Annotated in this window: 21 protein-coding genes; 6 read left to right on the plus strand and 15 right to left on the minus strand. The window is 40.9% G+C overall.

All coding sequences use genetic code 11. The annotated features are described in order from the left end of the window. Positions 1-380: 380 nt before the first annotated feature. The gene (locus C6W18_RS02965) at positions 381-728 is read left to right on the plus strand and encodes a hypothetical protein (protein WP_034319579.1); all 348 of its coding nucleotides are present in this window, start codon (positions 381-383) and stop codon (positions 726-728) included. Beyond that, the gene (locus C6W18_RS02970) at positions 725-1,225 is read left to right on the plus strand and encodes an endolytic transglycosylase MltG (RefSeq protein WP_105925862.1); all 501 of its coding nucleotides are present in this window, start codon (positions 725-727) and stop codon (positions 1,223-1,225) included. Before C6W18_RS02965 ends, C6W18_RS02970 begins: the two co-directional genes overlap by 4 nt. A gap of 43 nt (positions 1,226-1,268) precedes the next feature. On the opposite strand, the gene pstB (C6W18_RS02975) is transcribed toward C6W18_RS02970, so the two are convergent. The 9 genes from pstB (C6W18_RS02975) to C6W18_RS03015 form a co-directional block, all read right to left on the minus strand. Beyond that, positions 1,269-2,051 carry a phosphate ABC transporter ATP-binding protein PstB gene (gene pstB / locus C6W18_RS02975; protein ID WP_066030657.1) on the minus strand — a complete coding sequence of 261 codons (783 nt, stop codon included), beginning with the start codon at positions 2,049-2,051 and terminating at the stop codon, positions 1,269-1,271. A 15-nt stretch (positions 2,052-2,066) separates the two neighbouring features. Further along, a complete protein-coding gene (gene pstB / locus C6W18_RS02980; protein ID WP_034319571.1) occupies positions 2,067-2,879 on the minus strand; it encodes a phosphate ABC transporter ATP-binding protein PstB in 813 nt (270 codons plus the stop codon). A 23-nt stretch (positions 2,880-2,902) separates the two neighbouring features. Next, positions 2,903-3,787: a phosphate ABC transporter permease PstA gene (pstA, locus tag C6W18_RS02985; protein WP_105925864.1), complete on the minus strand. Its 885-nt coding sequence runs from the start codon at positions 3,785-3,787 to the stop codon at positions 2,903-2,905. Then, positions 3,787-4,713, minus strand: a complete 927-nt coding sequence (gene pstC / locus C6W18_RS02990) for a phosphate ABC transporter permease subunit PstC (protein WP_105925866.1) — start codon at positions 4,711-4,713, stop codon at positions 3,787-3,789. The genes pstA and pstC overlap by 1 nt, the downstream gene beginning before the upstream one ends. 79 nt (positions 4,714-4,792) lie before the next feature. Beyond that, positions 4,793-5,710, minus strand: coding sequence for a phosphate ABC transporter substrate-binding protein (locus C6W18_RS02995; protein ID WP_105925868.1), 918 nt, complete (start codon positions 5,708-5,710; stop codon positions 4,793-4,795). A 214-nt stretch (positions 5,711-5,924) separates the two neighbouring features. Beyond that, a complete protein-coding gene (locus tag C6W18_RS03000; protein WP_105925870.1) occupies positions 5,925-8,060 on the minus strand; it encodes a peptidoglycan D,D-transpeptidase FtsI family protein in 2,136 nt (711 codons plus the stop codon). Positions 8,061-8,182: 122 nt separating this feature from the next. Further along, positions 8,183-9,469 carry an MFS transporter gene (locus C6W18_RS03005; RefSeq protein WP_034319563.1) on the minus strand — a complete coding sequence of 429 codons (1,287 nt, stop codon included), beginning with the start codon at positions 9,467-9,469 and terminating at the stop codon, positions 8,183-8,185. 122 nt (positions 9,470-9,591) lie between these two features. Further along, the gene (gene sodA, locus C6W18_RS03010; protein ID WP_007501264.1) at positions 9,592-10,200 is read right to left on the minus strand and encodes a superoxide dismutase SodA; all 609 of its coding nucleotides are present in this window, start codon (positions 10,198-10,200) and stop codon (positions 9,592-9,594) included. 187 nt (positions 10,201-10,387) lie between these two features. Continuing rightward, a complete protein-coding gene (locus C6W18_RS03015) occupies positions 10,388-10,873 on the minus strand; it encodes a DUF456 domain-containing protein (RefSeq protein WP_105925871.1) in 486 nt (161 codons plus the stop codon). A 142-nt stretch (positions 10,874-11,015) separates the two neighbouring features. Here C6W18_RS03015 and C6W18_RS03020 point away from each other — a divergent pair, with 142 nt between their 5' ends. Next, a complete protein-coding gene (locus C6W18_RS03020; RefSeq protein ID WP_034319557.1) occupies positions 11,016-11,768 on the plus strand; it encodes a DUF1189 domain-containing protein in 753 nt (250 codons plus the stop codon). An 85-nt stretch (positions 11,769-11,853) separates the two neighbouring features. Here C6W18_RS03020 and C6W18_RS03025 read toward each other — a convergent pair whose 3' ends face one another. Then, entirely contained in the window at positions 11,854-12,399 is a 546-nt protein-coding gene (locus C6W18_RS03025; protein ID WP_105925873.1) for a GNAT family N-acetyltransferase, read from the minus strand. A gap of 211 nt (positions 12,400-12,610) precedes the next feature. Between C6W18_RS03025 and C6W18_RS03030 the strand changes: the two genes are divergently transcribed. Together C6W18_RS03030 and ispG are read left to right on the plus strand one after the other, a co-directional pair. Further along, on the plus strand, positions 12,611-12,913 hold the full coding sequence (locus C6W18_RS03030) for a LysM peptidoglycan-binding domain-containing protein (RefSeq protein WP_034319551.1): 303 nt from the start codon (positions 12,611-12,613) through the stop codon (positions 12,911-12,913). A 105-nt stretch (positions 12,914-13,018) separates the two neighbouring features. After that, positions 13,019-14,134, plus strand: a complete 1,116-nt coding sequence (gene ispG, locus C6W18_RS03035; RefSeq protein WP_034319549.1) for a flavodoxin-dependent (E)-4-hydroxy-3-methylbut-2-enyl-diphosphate synthase — start codon at positions 13,019-13,021, stop codon at positions 14,132-14,134. A gap of 42 nt (positions 14,135-14,176) precedes the next feature. Here the strand turns inward: ispG and C6W18_RS03040 are convergent, their stop codons facing one another. Further along, the gene (locus tag C6W18_RS03040; RefSeq protein WP_008342359.1) at positions 14,177-14,539 is read right to left on the minus strand and encodes a DUF308 domain-containing protein; all 363 of its coding nucleotides are present in this window, start codon (positions 14,537-14,539) and stop codon (positions 14,177-14,179) included. A 139-nt stretch (positions 14,540-14,678) separates the two neighbouring features. Between C6W18_RS03040 and C6W18_RS03045 the strand changes: the two genes are divergently transcribed. Then, positions 14,679-15,257, plus strand: coding sequence for a 5' nucleotidase, NT5C type (locus tag C6W18_RS03045; RefSeq protein ID WP_105925875.1), 579 nt, complete (start codon positions 14,679-14,681; stop codon positions 15,255-15,257). A gap of 28 nt (positions 15,258-15,285) precedes the next feature. Here the strand turns inward: C6W18_RS03045 and C6W18_RS03050 are convergent, their stop codons facing one another. The 4 genes from C6W18_RS03050 to C6W18_RS03065 form a co-directional block, all read right to left on the minus strand. Further along, on the minus strand, positions 15,286-16,200 hold the full coding sequence (locus C6W18_RS03050) for an ROK family protein (protein WP_105925876.1): 915 nt from the start codon (positions 16,198-16,200) through the stop codon (positions 15,286-15,288). 139 nt (positions 16,201-16,339) lie between these two features. Further along, complete coding sequence (gene zur, locus C6W18_RS03055; protein ID WP_034319540.1) at positions 16,340-16,768, minus strand: zinc uptake transcriptional repressor Zur; 429 nt, start codon at positions 16,766-16,768, stop codon at positions 16,340-16,342. Then, entirely contained in the window at positions 16,746-17,606 is an 861-nt protein-coding gene (locus C6W18_RS03060; RefSeq protein WP_007501274.1) for a metal ABC transporter permease, read from the minus strand. The genes zur and C6W18_RS03060 overlap by 23 nt, the downstream gene beginning before the upstream one ends. Further along, positions 17,606-18,382 carry a metal ABC transporter ATP-binding protein gene (locus C6W18_RS03065; protein WP_105925878.1) on the minus strand — a complete coding sequence of 259 codons (777 nt, stop codon included), beginning with the start codon at positions 18,380-18,382 and terminating at the stop codon, positions 17,606-17,608. Before C6W18_RS03065 ends, C6W18_RS03060 begins: the two co-directional genes overlap by 1 nt. Positions 18,383-18,513 lie beyond the last annotated feature (131 nt).

Here is an 18,513-nt window from a genome sequence, read left to right on the forward strand (position 1 = left end):
ATGCTAGAATGTTTTTTCATCAATTTCATTTTCAGTGCAATCCGTCCGCGTTCTGATCCATATCGCACGATCATTTCATGAAAAATGGCCTGCTCCCCTATAAAACCTCACTCTTTGTCGTACTGTATACATGAGAACCCCTCTTCTATCCACAGCTTTTTTGATCGGTCAGGCTTCTTTTATTTTGACAGCGAGCAAAGTTTTCATACTCATTTGACATATAAAAAGAAAAATGATGAATAAAAGGTGATTTTCTTCAGCAATTCCTTTTGAAACTAGCTTTTTTATGGTATAAAAAAGAAGGGTCGAAAACTGTCTGAAACAATCATGAGAGCTTTTTTGGCTTTCAGCATTAAAATATGAATAAAAGGTGATGAAACATGGAAATTGCAATTATCGGATTGCTAGTTGTCAGTATTGTACTGATCGCATTCTCATATTTTCAAAGAGAGCCGATTAAAGAAGTAGAGCAGGAACTTGAAACACTTCAACTATCTGCAATGCAAGAAATCTATAAACTGAAAAAGAAAATGAAGGTTCTTGAAGAAGAATTACTTGAAACAAATATCGTCGTCCGCAAGCATTCAGAAATTGATCCATCCATTGCAAGACAAATCATTTCAAAGCATCAAAATGGCATGACGCCTGAAGCGATTGCGCGCGCAGAGCATGTGTCTGTAGAAGATGTCAACATGATCATTAAAGACAACGAGAGGGTGCTTGTATGACGAAAAAAAGCATCCAAACCTTTGCAGCGGGGATGATTCTTGCAACTGGTGTTCTGGCCATCGTATTTTTCCTCACTGGAAAAGATGAAGCAGCAGCTGATTCAACGACAAAAGAAACCCTCGCAGCAAAAGTGACAGACACTGACGTGAAAAACTATTTAGACTCTAAAAAAGAAGTATCCGTCAGTCGTGAAACGTATCAGCAGCTTCTTGTTTATAAAGAAAAAGCGCTGAAGGCAAATGAAGACGGCGATTCTAAGAATGATAAACAAACAACGGACAAGCCAAAAGGCAAATCAGTCAAATTCGTGATTAAAAACGGTATGAGCACAAGTGATGTTTCAGACATGCTTGAAAAAGACGGAATCATCAACTCATCTAAAGATTTTAATGATTACGTCATTGACGCCGGCTACCATAAAGAAATTCGCGCAGGCAAATTCAACTTAAAAACAGGTATGACCTTCAAGCAAATCGTCAAAGCCTTAACAAAATAACAATAAAAACCCCCTGGAGGTCAGCGCCGCCAGGGGGTTTTTGTTATCCAAATCGTCCAGATATATAATCATTCGTTCTTTGATCGTTTGGCTCTGAGAACATTACATTTGTATCATTGACCTCAACAAGCTCCCCCATCAAGAAGAAGGCTGTTCGATCTGATACCCTTGCCGCTTGCTGCATGTTGTGCGTCACAATAGCAATCGTGTATTTTTCCTTCAATTTCATAATCAATTCTTCGATCTTTAACGTTGAAACAGGATCAAGTGCTGATGTTGGTTCATCCATTAATAAGATGTCTGGGCTTGTAGCAATCGCTCTTGCGATACAAAGGCGCTGCTGCTGACCGCCGGAAAGACCTAATGCTGGCGCACTTAAACGATCTTTTACTTCATCCCAAAGTGCGACATCACGAAGCGCTTTTTCAGCGATTTCTTTCAATTGCTGCTTGCTCTTCACTCCATGAATTCTTGGGCCATATACGACATTATCAAAAATAGACTGAGGGAATGGATTCCCTTTTTGAAACACCATCCCGACGTTTTTACGCAGTTCTACTAAATCGACACGGCCTTTTAAAATATTGTCACCGTTATACATCATATCCCCTGTGATTTTCACACCTGGCACTGTTTTGACCATGAGATTCAAGGTCTTAATAAATGTTGACTTCCCGCAGCCTGATGGTCCGATAATCGCTGTGACTTCATGCTCTCTAATGGCTAAGTCAATATGTTTCAGTGCGTGATGCTGCCCGTACCATAAGTTCATATCATTCACACGAAACACTTCTTTTTTGGCTGTTTCAGTTGCTACTGCATTCATCAAAATCCACCCGCCTTATCCAAATCGACCATTGATATAGTCTTCTGTTTTTTGCTGCGCAGGACGTGTAAAGATACGTTCTGTAGCATCGTATTCCACTAAATCACCGTTTAGGAAAAAGGCTGTACGGTCAGATACACGAAGCGCCTGCTGCATGTTGTGTGTCACAATGACGATTGAATAATCATTTTTTAATTCTGTAAGTAGTTCTTCAATTTTCGCATTTGAGATCGGGTCTAAGGCAGAAGCAGGTTCATCTAATAGAAGCACGCTAGGCTTCATCGCAAGTGTACGTGCAATACAAAGGCGCTGCTGCTGGCCACCTGATAATGACAATGCAGAGCGGTGCAGACGGTCTTTGACCTCATCCCATAGCGCTGCCTTTGTTAAGCTTTCCTCTACCGCATCATCAAGCACTGATTTTCTTTTTTCACCCGCATATTTTAACGCATGCGTAATGTTGTTGTAGATTGATTTAGGAAATGGATTTGGCTTTTGGAAGACCATGCCGATTTCTCTTCTTAAATTCACCACATTAATGCGATCATCTAAAATATTCAATCCTTCGTACATGATCGCCCCTTCACTTCTCGCACCTGGAATCAAATCATTCATGCGGTTAATGCTGCGTAAAAAGGTTGATTTCCCGCAGCCTGATGGGCCAATCAATGCCGTAATAGCGTTCTTCTCAATTTCGAATGATATTTGATTGACCGCTCTTTTTTCACCATAATAAATGCTTAAATCCTGCACCTGTAAAATCTGTTCCGATTGAAGTGGAGCCTTTTTTGCTGCAATCTCTTTTTTTTCTGCCAGCATTTGAACCATATCCCCTTCACACCTCTCTCAATTTATTTTGACGTAAGCTTCTTATGAATAAATGAACCAAGCCATCTAGCTGCTAAGTTGAACACTAAGACTGAAAGCACAAGTACCGCTGATGCGCCATTTGCAATGGCCTCTGCATCTGGGATGATCCCTTGTGTATTGACGCTCCATATATGAACGGCTAATGTTTCTGCCGGTCTAAAAATATTCAGCGGTGACGTATCAGAAAATGGACTCCAGTTTGTAAAATCAAGACGTGGTGTGGTGAGACCTGCTGTGAAAAGAAGCGCAGCCGCCTCCCCGAAGACTCTTCCTGATGCTAATATTGCACCAGTAATAATAGAAGGAATCGCACCTGGAATCAAGATCGTCTTCACTGTATGCCATTTCGTCACACCAAGCGCTAGTGATGCTTCCTTTTGATCCTTCGGTACAGAGCGAAGCGCGTCTTCTGTCACCCTGACCATCACTGGTAGGTTAAACACAGTGAGTGCAAGAGCTCCTCCAATGATCGTATAACCCCAGCCTGTTAAATTAACAAACATTAGTAAACCAAACATGCCGATGACAATAGAAGGAAGTGACGATAGCACTTCAATACATGTGCGAACAAAATCAGTGACTTTGTTTTGAGGCGCATACTCAGCCATATACACTCCACCGCCGACACCGAGTGGTACTGTGATCAGCATTGTAATAAACAAAATGTAAAACGAGTTAAACAGCTGATCCCTAATTCCGCCGCCAGAGCCAATCGCACTTGAGCGAGTGGTCAAAAAGTCAAAGTTTAATTCTTTTGCACCGTTGAAAATGATATAAGAAAACAAACCAACTAGGATCGCCGTAATAATGGCGGCACACAATCCAAAAACAAACGTGGCAAAACGATCGGTCATTTTGCTATTCATTAAATTTTCCTCCTAGACGACAAGTATCTGATAATGAGTATGAACATAAACGATACAACTAGAAGGACAAGTCCCATTGACCAAAGTGTATTGTTTTCAACACTTCCATACGTTGTGTGACCCATGTTTAACGTAATAATGGTTGTTAATGTACCAGCTGTATCCATAATGCTCTCTGGTAAATTACGCGTGTTTCCAATGACCATTTGAACGGCAAGGGCTTCTCCAAATGCTCTTGCCATTCCAAGAACGACCGCTGTCATTAATGTTGGAAGAGCTGCCGGTACAAGCACACGTCTAATCGTTTGCCATCTTGTTGCGCCTAGTGCATACGATCCTTCTCGTAAACTTTTTGGAAGTGAAGCCATTGCGTCAGTTGCAATGGATGTAACGGTTGGCAGAATCATGATAGACAGGACAATTGTTCCTGCTAACAAACTGTGCCCCGAGCCGCTTGACTTGAATTGTCCGATAAACGGCACCAATACTGTAAGACCTATGAATCCGTAAACAACGGATGGAATCCCTACAAGCAATTCAATGACTGGCTGGAGGATTTTACGCCCCCAAGCAGGTGCAATTTCTGTCATAAAAATCGCTCCTGCAATGCCTAGCGGCGCTGCAATGAGTGCCGATAGGAGCGTGACGGCGATTGATCCAAAGATAAATGGAAATGCGCCGTATTGAGGGTTTTCTGCTGTTGGGTTCCAATTGATACTGGTTAAGAACTCAATTGGGCTTACACCATTTACGATGAAAGATTGTAAACCCTTAATACCAAGGAAGATCGTGATGGCGATTGATACAGCAATCATTAAGAATGCGCAAAATCTCACCAAAATACTTCCCCTTACTTCATCCATTTGCCTATTTTTCTTCGAGCTGATCAGTCGATCGCTCGCTTCTGTCTGTTCTATCTGCTTCATCTTTTTCTACACTCCTATGAATGTCATAAAAGGAAAAGTGAAAAGCTCCACTTTTCCTTCATCAGCAATTCAAGACCTCTTACTTATCAGTTTGTTTGCCTGTTGCGTCTCTTTCTACTTTCATATTAGAAACTGAGATGTAGCCTTGGTCTTTTACGATTTCTTTTTGTACTTCGTCACTCATGAGATAATCTAAAAATTGTTTTGCTAAACCTTCTGGTTCACCTTTTGTATAAGAGTGCTCATATGCCCAAATTGTATATTTACCGCTTTCTACATTGCTTTCTTCTGGTTTCACACCATCAATGCTAAGCGGTGTAATTTTATCATCCTTTAAATAAGAAAATGCTAGGTATCCAATCGCACCTGGTGTTTCTGCAATGATTTTTTGTACATTATTTGAAGATTCTTCTGTAATACCTTCTGCAGGTGTTGCGCCATCAAGTGCATATTTCACAAATGTTGCACGAGTTCCTGAAGAATCAGGTCTGTTTACAAGCGTAATTTTTTGGTCTTTCCCGCCAAGCTCTTTCCAGTTTTTGATTTTACCAGTGAAGATTTTTATCAATTCGTCCTTTGTGATGTCTTTGACACCAACTTCAGGGTTTACAGCTGCAGCCATTCCAACAACTGCTACTTTATGGTCTGTTAAAGCTTTTGCGTCGATTCCGTCTTTCTCTTCAGCGAATACATCTGAATTACCAATTTGTACAGAACCTTCTGATACTTGAGAAAGACCTGCTCCTGATCCGCCGGCTTGTACTTGAATATCGGCTTTTGGATGTTTATCCATGAATTTTTCTGCTGCCGCAAGAACTAAAGGCTGCATCGCAGATGATCCTGAGATGGTAATGGAACCTGATGCCTCATCTTTGTTTGAAGCATTTCCTTTACTGTCTTTTGAATCTCCGCTTGAGCTGCTGTTTCCGCATGCTGTGACGAATGCTAACAATGCGATAGTAAGGAAAGTAAGCAGCCATAATTTGTTCTTTTTCATTTCAAGAATACCCCCTGAATAATTTGTCCTACGAGTAATACATTAAAGGTTCTTTATTAATTTCGTTTAAATGGAATGTTAAGGTTTTGTAAATGTCGAAGTTTTGTAGAGATCTTGCGGAGTTTTTTATGATTTTTGTCAATTTATATCGAAAAGTGTGAAGAAAACATAAAAAAACGCCCACAAAAAGTGAGCGTTTTTACCTAGGAAAGGTCTAGTCATTTGTTTCTGCTTCATTTTCAATTTTATTTTTGTTTTTCGCTTGTGTATCGTTGCTTTCTTGTTTTGATTTTAGTTCAAAGTATTTGTCTAATACTTGTTCACCAATATCATTCGTAATCGGATAACGCTGGTTGTAGTCTTGATACACCCACGGTACGACGACTGAAATGGCCACTTCTGGGTTATCAGCAGGCGCATACGCAACAAGTGTTGTGTTATATGTCGGTGTGCCACGTTTGCTTTTAATTGGGCCGTCATAGAATGATTGAGCGGTCCCTGTTTTGCCAGCTGGATTGTACTTTTTGTTGCCAAAGTTTGCATAGGCTGTCCCTCTTGGATTTTGCATCACAAGCTTGAAGCCTTGCTGTACACGCTTGATCTCATCACTTGTCATATCAAGTTTATTCAATACATCTGGCTTAACGGATTCCGTCACGGCTCCAATGCCGCGCTGCGGATCGGGCTCTCTGACTTCTTTTACTAGCTGAGGGCGTAAACGGTAACCGCCATTTGCGATCGTTGAGACGTACTGCGCCATTTGCAGCGGTGTAAACGTGTCATATTGTCCAATCGCATAGTCAAGTAAGAGACCAGATTGTGTAGACGTTCCTCGGTAGCCAGTTGCTTCGTTTGGTAGATCGATACCCGTTTCAACCCCAAGACCAAATTTACTGAAATTGTAACGGAACGTATCAAATGCTTTCGTATCAATTGGGAGCGGCTGATTCTTACGATATTCCCCTTTCCCAATGGCAATCGCTGTTTTGAACATATATACGTTTGACGAACGCTCTAGTGCCGTTAAATCATTAATGAGTCCCATATTTTGATAGGATTTCTTTGGCGGTGACTGCGCGATATAGAGCGGTTCATCATATTGGGTACTTCCAATGTGGAGAACACCTGTTTTATATCCTGTCAGTACAGTTGCCCCTTTCACTGCTGATCCCATCGCATACGATGATGTCATCGTTCCTAGTGCGTAGTCATCGAATTTGTATTTTCCGTTTTTGTTTGTAATCTGTTTACCCGCAACCGAGAGAACCTCTCCATTTCTCGGGTCCATCATCACAACAAACGCACGGTCAAGAAGCTCTGTTCCACCTCTTTGCTTCGCACTTCTCAAGTTCTTTTCAATGATTTTTTCAACTGCTTTTTGCAACTGTATATCAATTGTCAGCACAAGATCTTTCCCGCTCTTTCCTTCTGTTAAGACTTTAGAGCTTGTGACATTGCCCTGTTTATCGGTTGTACTCTGTTCTTTTTCCTTTTGGCCCTGCAAGACATCTTCATATTGATATTCAAGATAGCTTTTTCCTACACGGTCATTTCGGCTGTAGCCGAGTGATAGATAATGTTCAAGGAGTGACTGCGGAAGACCTTCATCACTTGAGGATACACTGCCGAGCATACTGCGGAGCAGTCCTTTATAAGGATAGCTGCGTGACCAGTCTGTCGTAACATCAACGCCAGGCAGCTCGTCCAAATGCTCAGAGACGTAAGCAATTTCGCTTGGCTTCACATCTTCATTTTTAATGAATTGAGGCGTGAGTGCATAGCCTGCATCCATCTGCCTTTTAATCGCTAGCACTTGTAAATCTTTTTTCGTCAGTTGATTTAATTCCTTGTCTGTGATGCGTTTCAGTTGAAGCTCATATAGTTTATCATCAGAAACCTTATCGTCACCCTTTAATTCTGATTCCTTTTGAACAAGCTTTTTTGCTTCATTCGGATGCGTTAAGATCCAAAAATCTTTTTTGTCACGATCTGTAATTTTTTTCGTGCTCACATGAATCATATCCGCTAATTTTGCTGCCACTTTGAGCCGCTCTTCTTGTGAAGTCGTCGAAGTTCTCATATATGTAATGGCATTTAGCGCTTTATTGCTGACAATCGTGTTATAGTTTCGATCATAAATTTTTCCGCGCGGAGCAGATGAGCTGACATTCACATCTTCTTGTTTTTCTGCCTGCTTTTTATAATCTTCTCCATTGACAATCTGCACAAACCCAAGTCTAACGACAACACCAGTAAAAATAATGAACGCAGCTAAAAATAATAAATTCAGCCGGATTGGAAGTGTTTTGCGCCCTTCCTTCGCGTCTTTTTTGTTTTTCTTGTTTCTCATCACATCACCTTTTCTATCAAGAAAGAAATGGCACCCCTTTTTGTGTATAAAAGGTGCCATCATCATTTTAGCGGTTTTTCTATTATTTATCTAGAAATTTGATGTTCCATTGGTAAGAAATTTTACCTTTCTCCCTTAATAAGGTTCGTTTGAGATACTGGCTTTTGACCGTCAGCCTCTTTCATATCCGCTGTTTTCTCTTTTAAATGAATATCTTTCACAAAATAATAAATGAGTGTGTGCCCCGCTCCAAGCACAACAAGTGAAGCAGGAATGCCGAGCTCATCACCTAGTAGGGTGACAGACAAAAGAAACAAGACAATGGAACAAATACGGCCGGCATTTAAAAATAGCTCTCTCACCACAATATATTCAATTCGGGCTTTTCTTGCATACCTAGCATGACCGATCACATCATACGTTAAGGATACATACGGAACAAGAAGGAGCGGATACCCTATCGCTATGGCCACTGCATACATAAGAAGCGATACATAGGACAATTGAAATACAATCAGAAATAAAGCGCCGTATAAAATAAGCCCGCCAAGCATAATGGCTTTCTTCCGCCATTTTTTCTTAATCAAACGTGTAGCGAAGAAATAAGCAAAAAAGGCAACACCTGAATTCACCAAACCAAATGTCCCTAGAGCAAGCTCACTATTTGTTGCAATAAACACAAAGACACTAATTAAAAAGACAAACACGCCTTCACGAAGCCCTTGAAAAAAGTGAGCCGTTGTAATCTTACGCCAATTCTCATCCGCATGCCGTTCTTTCCAAATTTGCTTGATCATAAATTTTCCTTTTGACTGCCTTCTCTTCAGGAAAAAACTCATCACAACCGCTAATGAAAACAAAATTAGCGATAAAGTAAAAATCACTGTATAGCCCGTATCATCTGTTAATTGAGAAATGACAATACCCGCGATCAGTGGACCGATCATGCCAGCTGTAGAGGTGAGCACCCCTAGAAATCCATTAAAGAAATCTCTTGTTTCAGGCTCTGTGATTTCAAAGGTGAGCACGTTAAAAGCAAGCCAATAAAAACCATATCCGATCCCAAGGACACTCCCTAATAAAACAAGCCGCGCCGCCGCGTGTTCTCCTGCTATTAAAACAATTAAGTAAAAAGCCGCTAAGAAGATCACACCAAAACGAAGAACAAACGCCCGATCTATTTTTTTAGCGAGCCGACCAGCGAATAAAAAAGTAATGGGCTGAAGCACAACAATCGCCAAGTTATAAATCGCAAGATCTGTGAATTTCCCAGACTGTTTCCATAAATACACGTTCACAAACGTATTCGAAAGCGCAATCGCCAGTGCGTATAATCCACCAATCGTGAGGAGGAGCAATAAATCTCTTGTGACATCCATGTCCCCGAACATTTTTTTTAATCTGCTCATACATTTCATTCTCCTTTTCTACACAATAGTCTGTCTCATCAAAAGGCAGATATGTAAAAAAAGGAGGGAAAATATAAAAAGACCCGCTTCTTTTCAGAGCAGGTCTTTTCGAATCAAATGATTTATTTAGCTTCGCTGTAAAGGCGAGCTACTTCATCCCAGTTCACAACATTCCAGAAAGCAGAAATGTAATCAGGACGACGGTTTTGGTAGTTTAGGTAGTAAGCATGCTCCCAAACGTCTAGTCCTAGAATTGGTGTTTTTCCTTCAGTTAAAGGAGAATCTTGGTTTGGCGTGCTTGTGATTTCAAGTTTGCCATTGTTCACAACAAGCCATGCCCAACCAGAACCAAAGCGTCCTGCAGCTGCTGCAGCGAAATCAGATTTGAATTTTTCAAATCCACCTAATTCTTTTTCGATTGCATCTGCAAGTTCACCAGTTGGTGCGCCGCCACCGTTTGGTGAAAGAAGCGTCCAGAATAATGAGTGGTTCGCATGTCCTCCGCCATTGTTACGTACAGCTGTACGAATGTTTTCAGGCACAGAGTTTAGGTTAGCCACTAGCTCTTCGATTGATTGATCTTCAAGAGCTGATACACCTTCGATTGCTTTGTTTAAGTTTGTTACGTACGTGTTATGGTGTTTTGTGTGGTGAATCGTCATTGTTTCCTTGTCGATATGTGGTTCTAATGCATCGTAAGCATATGGTAATTCTGGAAGTTTAAAAGCCATGGTTAAATTCCTCCTTAGAAATGTATGTACTGAAATGCTTCCTTAGATAGTAAGCAAGCAATTCACCCTACTCAAAGAGTATCAAAAGAAACGGCTTGTTTCAACGTTATTGCTCATGATCTGAAACATTTCAGTGTTTATTTTGTATTTAGCCCTTTAGAAAAAGTTTTAAACACCATTTTTTGATTTAGCGAAGGACATAAAATAAAAAGATGCCCAGCATCAGTGCTTGAATCAATCCTTTGGCAAATACACCTGATACAAACCCAATTAATGAGCCTAACCCTACTTTCACACTTGTCTTCACATCTTTTTGATGAACAAGAAGCTCTGCAATGACACTGCCGATAAATGGACCGATGATAATGCCTGCAATGGGAATGACAAAAGGACCGACTAATAACCCAATGGTGCTTCCCCAAATGGCTGCCCGGCTGCCGCCAAAGCGCTTCACCCCAATGAGGTTTGAGACATAATCTGCCGCAAATAATACAGCTGTAAACATGGCTTGAATGAGCCAAAACGTCAGCGTAAGCGGCTCGAAGGTGAAAAAGAAACCATATAGAATAAACCCAAGGACCATAAAAACAACACTAGGAATAATTGGATAGACAAGTCCAACAAACGCAATGATAAATGCACAGCCAATCAGAATCCAATACAGCACGTCCAATCCGCGGCACCTCCTTTTTATATGCTGTATACATTATGCCTCATTCCACCTATCTTAACCAGCTATGAAGGCCGTACTTGTACTTGATGGATAGACATTGATACAATGTGAGAAATAGAAAAGAATGTAGGAAGTGAATCGGTTGAACGTATTTAGTCTATTGTTAAAAGGAATTTACTCACCAAAAGATATTGCTAGAGCACGGTTTACAGGGATTGGAAAAGCGATTTTGTTCATTTTTATCCTTTCGATCATCGCAGCTGTTCCTCAGGGTTATCATATGAGCCAGGAGATTTCGAATGCGATGTCAGGATTTCAGCATGTGATCAAAAAGGATTTACCCGACTTTTCAATCGAAAAAGGAAAGCTTCAAGCTGATCAAAGTGCACCGATAGAAAAAGAAGAAAACGGCATCACGATCATCTTTGACCCTGCTGAAAAAATAAAAGCAAGTGAGCTTGAATCAAAGCAAACGGCCATTGCTTTATTAAAGGAAAAGGCAGTGATTGCCATTGATGGGCAAATGACAGATATCCCATACCAGCTCCTTGGCGGGACGCTCACTAAAGATGAACTCGCTCGCGTCACAAACCAGAACCAAGCGATCATTATCCCCGTCATTTGTGTGCTACTATATCTATCAACTGCGGCTCTCATGTTCATCAGCGCGACATTCCTTGCGATGCTTGGTACATTTATTAAACGAATGCAGCAAAAAGAGCTTTCCTTCCAAATGCTATGGAAGCTCTCAGCCTATTCACTCACATTAACGACGGTCTTTTTTGCCATCATGAGTGCATTAAACACCCCTGTTGCGAATTCATTTTTATTAAATTGGGTGATTAACTTTATCTTCTTATATCTTGTGGTAAAAGAAATACCTGCAAAAAAATAAACCGCTTGTCGAAAGATACAACAAGGGTTTCTCTACACGCTGAAAGCTCCTCCGACTTGGAGGAGCTTTTTATGTATGTTGTGCTCTATGACTCATCTGGATGGATGATCGCAAACAAATAGTGATCCTCCCACACTCCATTAATCTTTACTTTTTTACGATTGAGTCCCTCATTTTTAAAACCTGTCTTTTCAAGTACACGAATGGAGCCAATGTTATCCGGCTTTACTCCAGCCTCAATACGATGGAGGTGCAGTTCATAAAAGGCATAATCGATGATTAAACGAATGGCCTCTGTCATATATCCCTTCCCGCCCTGTTTTTGATCGAGTACATACCCAAGCATGGCCCCTTCAATAGGTCCTCTTTCGACAGAACTTAGAGAAATCGTTCCGACTAAGGCATCTGTTTCATTTAAGAAAATACCGTGCATGTAAGCTTCATCTTGTGCACACCTTTGTATACTGCGCTTAATCCGTTCAATTTGACGAGATAACGCGAAAAAATCATCTTTGACCAAAGGTGTAAATTGCCGAAAATATGAGCGATTTTCAAGTTCAAGTGTTAATAGTGATTCTGCATCATTTTCTGTTAGCGTTCTCACATATATATGCTGACTTATTTTTTTCATAAACTCTCCCCCTTTTTTTATTTTATCATAATGATCATAAGGGTAAGCACCACCTATTCATAGCTGATGAAGACAAAGTGAGGATTTTCAATCCATTACAAGGCTTACTAGAACAAACTAGAACAACAGATGCTAGCTTTCCTGCCCTTTTTGGTTCTATCATTTCAGGACATGCATACACTGAAGTAAACTCTTAAAAGCGGTGAGTGAAATGCGGCGAATTATTTTTTTACTAATCAGTTTGTTTGTCCTCTTTATTATCTTTTTTGATTTAAAAAATGGAACCATTCCAGTTCAAGAAGGACCCGCTGTTCCTGCAAGTGCCTTTCAAACATCTGAGAAAAAAGCGTATAAGACGGTCACTGTCAAACAAGGCGAAACCGTGGTATCCATTGTACATACAAGCAAGCCACTTGATGAAGTCATTGAGGATTTCGAAGAGCTGAATCAAGGCGTCAAAGCGAACGAAATTCGAGCAGGCAGCACATATAAGTTTCCGGTATATAAGAGATAAAACGTTAATTCCTTGTCATTCATACAAAGAGACTGTTACAATATGAACTGTAAAACACGACGTACATGGCAAATAATTGCGTGTACACTAAGGAGCGATTGACAAGTGAGTGAAGTCACACATCGTACTAAAACGCGTCCCGTCAAAGTGGGACCTTTAACTATAGGTGGAAATAATGAGGTTGTCATTCAAAGTATGGCAACAACCAAAACACATGATGTCGAAGCGACAGTAGCTGAAATTAAACGTTTAGAAGAAGCAGGCTGTCAAATCGTGCGTGTCGCATGCCCAGATGAGCGTGCAGCAAATGCAATTGCGGACATAAAAAAACAAATCAATATCCCACTTGTTGTTGATATTCATTTTGACTACAAGCTTGCACTAAAAGCCATTGAAGCAGGTGCAGACAAAATCCGAATCAACCCAGGAAACATCGGCAGACGAGAAAAAGTCGAAGCTGTTGTGAAAGCAGCAAAAGAAAAAGGTATTCCAATTCGAATTGGTGTAAACGCCGGCTCATTAGAGAAAAAGATTCTTGATAAATACGGCTACCCAACAGCAGATGGCATGGTCGAAAGTGCACTGCATCACATTAAAATTCTAGAAGACCTAGATTTTCATGACATTATCGTCAGTATGAAAGCATCTGATGTAAACCTTGCGATTGAGGCGTACGAAAAAGCGGCAAAAGCCTTTGATTATCCCCTTCATCTTGGGATTACTGAATCAGGTACGTTATTTGCAGGTACTGTAAAAAGTGCAGCTGGACTTGGCGCTATCTTGAACATGGGGATTGGTAACACACTCCGCATCTCATTAAGTGCTGACCCAGTTGAAGAAGTAAAAGTAGCACGTGAATTGTTGAAATCATTTGGTCTTGCAGCAAATGCAGCAACACTGATCTCTTGCCCAACTTGTGGACGAATTGAAATTGACCTCATTAGCATTGCAAATGAAGTCGAAGAATATATTTCTACAATTAAAGCACCAATTAAAGTAGCTGTTCTCGGCTGCGCTGTAAACGGTCCAGGTGAAGCGCGTGAGGCTGACATCGGAATCGCAGGCGCTAGAGGCGAAGGCCTATTGTTCCGTAAAGGTGAAATTGTTCGTAAAGTACCAGAAGAAACAATGGTCGAAGAACTGAAAAAAGAAATCGATAAAATCGCTGAAGAACACTATGCGAAAATGGAAGCTGAAAAAGAAAAACAAGCGAACGCATAGCAAAAACGCCTGACGTCACTGTCAGGCGTTTTTCTGTTCTTGTTAAAAGAACGGGGTGATAAAAATGCCTAGGATGACGGAAACAATTCCGATCCCGATTGACCACGCGCCAAGCGCATGTGCTCCTTTTCTTCTTGCAATATAACCAACGACGATTGCCGCTACCCCTAATAGCACCGGCAAGACAAATAATGAGATAATCGCAATCGCGAGTGCTGTATAGCCTATCCCCTTACTGCCTGAATCGTCACCTACATGGTCACGTTCTCGTCTGTCTTCTCGATCTCTTGATGCCTGATATGGCTCTGCAATTTCAGCAGCTGTTTCCTCTAAATAGCCATCATCATTACTAAAGTGTGTGTCGATTTCACGATCATTTCTTCTGAAATCCTCGTCTCTTTCCATGATCAATTCCCCCTTGTGGTTAATAGAAAGGAGCTTTTTTAGTATGAGCAAAAATGTCTGTTTCATGTTTGCTAAAACTTGCTGGAATTGTGAATTGATTATGTTACACTTTAAGAGTATAAATATGAGGAGTGTGGGCATGTTACGTTTAGGAATTGATATTGATGGCACAGTGACGGCGCAGGACACCTTTGTTCCCTACTTAAATGAGTCGTTTCAATGTGCCATTACACTAGATGATATGACAGAATATGATTTGACGAAGCTTTTAAAGATTTCAAATGAAGAATTTTGGGGCTGGATGGATCAGCATGAGCCTCTTATTTATAAACAGGCGAAGCCTGCCGAGGGTGCAAAAGAGATCCTCAATCAAATGAAACATCACCACAAACTGATTTATATCACAGCAAGAAGGCAGCATCACACGGATGTCACCTACACGTGGTTTCAAGAAAATCACGTGCACTTTGATGACATTGAGCTGGTTGGCGGTCATCACAAGCTGGAAGCTGTTCAAAAGCACAAGATTGATGTGTTTTTCGAGGATCATCATGGCAATGCCACAATGATTGCAAAAGAGGCTGACATTCCGGTCATTCTTTTTAACTCACCTTATAACCAAATGCCAATTGACGATAGAATCATTCGCGTCAATAACTGGCAAGAAGCGTCTCAATGGATCAAACAATACGAACAGCGTCTGCAAACTGCTTATTAATGTAGTGAATATAAAAAGCCGATACCCTTTATATCGGCTTTTTTGATGCATCAAGATGTCCTTCTTTCATTAAAAAATGGTACAGAGCCCCCTTCATACCAGCCTGATTCAAGTAGTAGCATGTTTCCAGCTTCACCTGAATGTTCTTCCAGGCATGCAGTGTATGTAAATGTTTCTCGATGCTTGGAATCAAATCCGGCCTTGCACTCACGCCGCCACCAATGAGAATTTTCTCTGGATTGAGGACAGTTGCTACATTATAAATACCAATGGCTATTCGTTTGTACCACTGATCCACCAGCTTCTCAATAGACGGATCGTGCTTTGCCTTATCAAATATCTCTTGACCGTCTATTTGTTTACTTTGCGGAATTCCTTGCTTTTCTTTATAGCTTCGAATTAATCCAGCCGTTGAAGCACTGCTGTTGAGTGTCGTAAACTGGCCGTTTTCTGTTTCTGTCAGCATCATGCCAAATTCACCACCGCGAAAAGAGGCCCCGCGAACAAGCTGGCCGCCAGCAAAAATACCTCCGCCAACACCTGTGCCGATCGTCATACAAATAAAGCTGTCACAATCTTTCGCATGACCACTATATTTTTCTGCCAGGGCTGCGCAGTTCGCATCATTTTCCACTTCGACACGAAGAGATGTTTTTTCTTCTAAAACCGTTTTTACATTTTGACCATTTAAGGCGATGATTGCACCTGCAAATTCTGTATAGCCCGTTTGACTGTCCACAAACCCCGGAAGACTGATGGCGATTCCGCTGACATCTCGAGTCTTTTGATATTGTTTGACCACGTCCTCCATTGCCTCTAAAAACGGTTCAAGCTGCCGGCAATTCGTTTCATAGTCACCGCGAGTGATTAGCTTCCCATCCTCATCCATTAATCCATGTTTTGTTCTCGTTCCGCCTACATCGAACACGACATAATATGCCACTTTTGACCCCTCCCTATATTCCAAAAGACTCAATATTGCTTGAGCGTATGACCTGCCTGATCTCATTCTAATGAACCAGCTGCTCTTTGTAAAACGTTTTCAAAAAGACAAAACAAAAAACCAGCTCGGCGGCTGGCTTTTACGAGTGAACTTCCTTCGGTTCGCAGGAAGGACACGTTCCGTATATTTCAAATTTATGTCCGCTAATGTGATAATCCTCTAGATCGGCTTCAAGCTTGTCCATAGGACAGGCATCGATCTCCTTTGTTTTACCGCATGCAAGACAAATAAAGTGATGATGATGATGGGAGAATGAACATTTAAAACGGAATAGCTTCTCCCCTGACAATTCCGTTGTCTCTAATATCCCAAGGTCTTCATATAAGGACAGGTTTCGATAAATCGTATCAAAGCTAAGACCCGGATAGTCTTCACTTAATGACGTTAATACATTTTTAGCGGTTAAGTATTTGTCAGAATCAGAAAACAATTGAAGCATATCTTCACGTTTGCTTGTATATTTGTAGCCTTTTTCCTTTAATAAATCAAGCGCTTCTTGTACGTTCATGATGATTCCCCCTTCTGAATTTCCCAATACTAATACACCCGATTAAAATCAAAATGGACAGCATGACAATGGTTCCGCCCGGCGCTAAATCAAGATAATAGCTTAAGATCAATCCAACCATGACAGACAATTCACCGAACAAGATAGAAAGGAAAATGGCCTGTTTAAACCCTTTGGCAATCCGAATACTTGCCGCAACAGGCAGCGTCATGAGCGCGGACACAAGCAGTGTACCTACGATACGCATCGATGCCGCAATGACAAGTGCGACGACTAAGATAAAAATAAAATGAATCCATTTTGCTGAAATACCAGAAGCCTTTGCATGCTCTTCATCAAAAGAAAGCAAAAACAATTCTTTATATAAAAGCACAACAACTAACACAACAACAAGTGAGATCCCAACAATAATCCAAAGATCTAGTCTCGAAACCGCACTAACACTACCAAACAAATAACTAAACAAATCTGTATTAAAGCCATTAGCAAGTGAAATGAAAATGACAGAAATCCCAATACCACCTGATAAGATAATTGGTATCGCCAGTTCCTGATAATGCTTATATACAGAGCGTAGGCGCTCAATAAACAATGAACCGGCAACAGAAAATGCCATCCCTAAGTACAGCGGGCTAACCCCTGTCAATAGTCCAAACTTTTTATCAAGGAATAGACTCGCTGCAATCCCCGCAAGTGACACGTGACTGAGAGCGTCTGCAATAAGTGAGAGCCTTCTCACGACAATAAATACACCAAGTAAGGGCGCAATAAAACCGATCAGCATTCCTGCAATAAATGCATTTTGTAAAAATTCATAATGAAAAAATGGAAATAGCATTATTCATGTCCCCCATGATGGTGATGGTCGTGATGAATCACTTGAATGTCATGTCCGTAAAATTGAGATAACGCCTGATCATCCATTGAATCAAACGTTTCCGCATCTCCATGAAAATGAAGGGTCTGATTTAAGCAAGCCACATGGGTGACTTTATCAGAGACGGTTCCAACGTCATGTGTGACGAGAATTAAAGACATTCCTTTTTCTTTGTTCAATGTTTCTAACAGCTGATAAAAACCTTCTACTGTTCGTTGATCTACTCCAACAGTCGGTTCATCTAAAATGAGCAGCTTCGGCTGACTGACGAGCGCACGAGCAATAAATGCACGCTGCTGCTGACCGCCTGAAAGTTCCCCGATGTTTTGGTGCTTTAAATCTTGGATGCCAACCGAGCGAATGGCATCTTCAACTTGCCATTTATCCTGCTTACTCATTCGTTTGAATAAACCAATTTTCGCGGTCAATCCACTTGCGACGACCTCGTACACAGAAGCAGGGAAGCCCGTATTAAAACTATTTGCCTTTTGAGAAACAAATCCAATTTGATCCCAGTCTCTAAATTTTGAAACAGGCGTGCCAAATAGTTTTAATTCACCTTGCTGCGGTTTAATGAGCCCAAGAAGGCATTTTAATAGGGTTGTTTTACCAGATCCATTCGGTCCAACGAGTGCCAGAAAGTTCCCTTCCTCTACTGTTAAATGAATGTGATCAATGACATTTCGCTGTCCATACGAGTACGAAATGTCTTTCATTTCAATAATTGGCTTTGCCATGAATCTTTCCACCTTTAATCAATATAAAAAGAATGATTACGATTTATACAACAAAAAGAAAATGGCAAGAGCCATTTTCTTTGTCCATACATACGTCTTATTATATAAAAGATAAATAAAAAAGTAAAATA

It is taken from the genome of Bacillus sp. LLTC93 (assembly GCF_002993125.1).
Lineage (GTDB): Bacteria > Bacillota > Bacilli > Bacillales > Bacillaceae > Bacillus > Bacillus zhangzhouensis.

Bases quoted from the DNA above. Each gene is read 5' to 3' on its own strand.
- C6W18_RS03000 (WP_105925870.1), bottom strand. From the start codon at position 8,060: ATGAGAAACAAGAAAAACAAAAAAGACGCGAAGGAAGGGCGCAAAACA.
- C6W18_RS03030 (WP_034319551.1), top strand. From the start codon at position 12,611: ATGCGGCGAATTATTTTTTTACTAATCAGTTTGTTTGTCCTCTTTATT.
- sodA (WP_007501264.1), bottom strand. From the start codon at position 10,200: ATGGCTTTTAAACTTCCAGAATTACCATATGCTTACGATGCATTAGAA.
- pstC (WP_105925866.1), bottom strand. From the start codon at position 4,713: ATGAAGCAGATAGAACAGACAGAAGCGAGCGATCGACTGATCAGCTCG.
- C6W18_RS02965 (WP_034319579.1), top strand. From the start codon at position 381: ATGGAAATTGCAATTATCGGATTGCTAGTTGTCAGTATTGTACTGATC.
- C6W18_RS03025 (WP_105925873.1), bottom strand. From the start codon at position 12,399: ATGAAAAAAATAAGTCAGCATATATATGTGAGAACGCTAACAGAAAAT.
- C6W18_RS02995 (WP_105925868.1), bottom strand. From the start codon at position 5,710: ATGAAAAAGAACAAATTATGGCTGCTTACTTTCCTTACTATCGCATTG.
- C6W18_RS03005 (WP_034319563.1), bottom strand. From the start codon at position 9,469: ATGAGCAGATTAAAAAAAATGTTCGGGGACATGGATGTCACAAGAGAT.
- C6W18_RS03065 (WP_105925878.1), bottom strand. From the start codon at position 18,382: ATGGCAAAGCCAATTATTGAAATGAAAGACATTTCGTACTCGTATGGA.
- pstA (WP_105925864.1), bottom strand. From the start codon at position 3,787: ATGAATAGCAAAATGACCGATCGTTTTGCCACGTTTGTTTTTGGATTG.
- C6W18_RS03045 (WP_105925875.1), top strand. From the start codon at position 14,679: ATGTTACGTTTAGGAATTGATATTGATGGCACAGTGACGGCGCAGGAC.
- pstB (WP_066030657.1), bottom strand. From the start codon at position 2,051: ATGAATGCAGTAGCAACTGAAACAGCCAAAAAAGAAGTGTTTCGTGTG.
- C6W18_RS03040 (WP_008342359.1), bottom strand. From the start codon at position 14,539: ATGGAAAGAGACGAGGATTTCAGAAGAAATGATCGTGAAATCGACACA.
- C6W18_RS03060 (WP_007501274.1), bottom strand. From the start codon at position 17,606: ATGCTATTTCCATTTTTTCATTATGAATTTTTACAAAATGCATTTATT.
- zur (WP_034319540.1), bottom strand. From the start codon at position 16,768: ATGAACGTACAAGAAGCGCTTGATTTATTAAAGGAAAAAGGCTACAAA.
- C6W18_RS02970 (WP_105925862.1), top strand. From the start codon at position 725: ATGACGAAAAAAAGCATCCAAACCTTTGCAGCGGGGATGATTCTTGCA.
- pstB (WP_034319571.1), bottom strand. From the start codon at position 2,879: ATGGTTCAAATGCTGGCAGAAAAAAAAGAGATTGCAGCAAAAAAGGCT.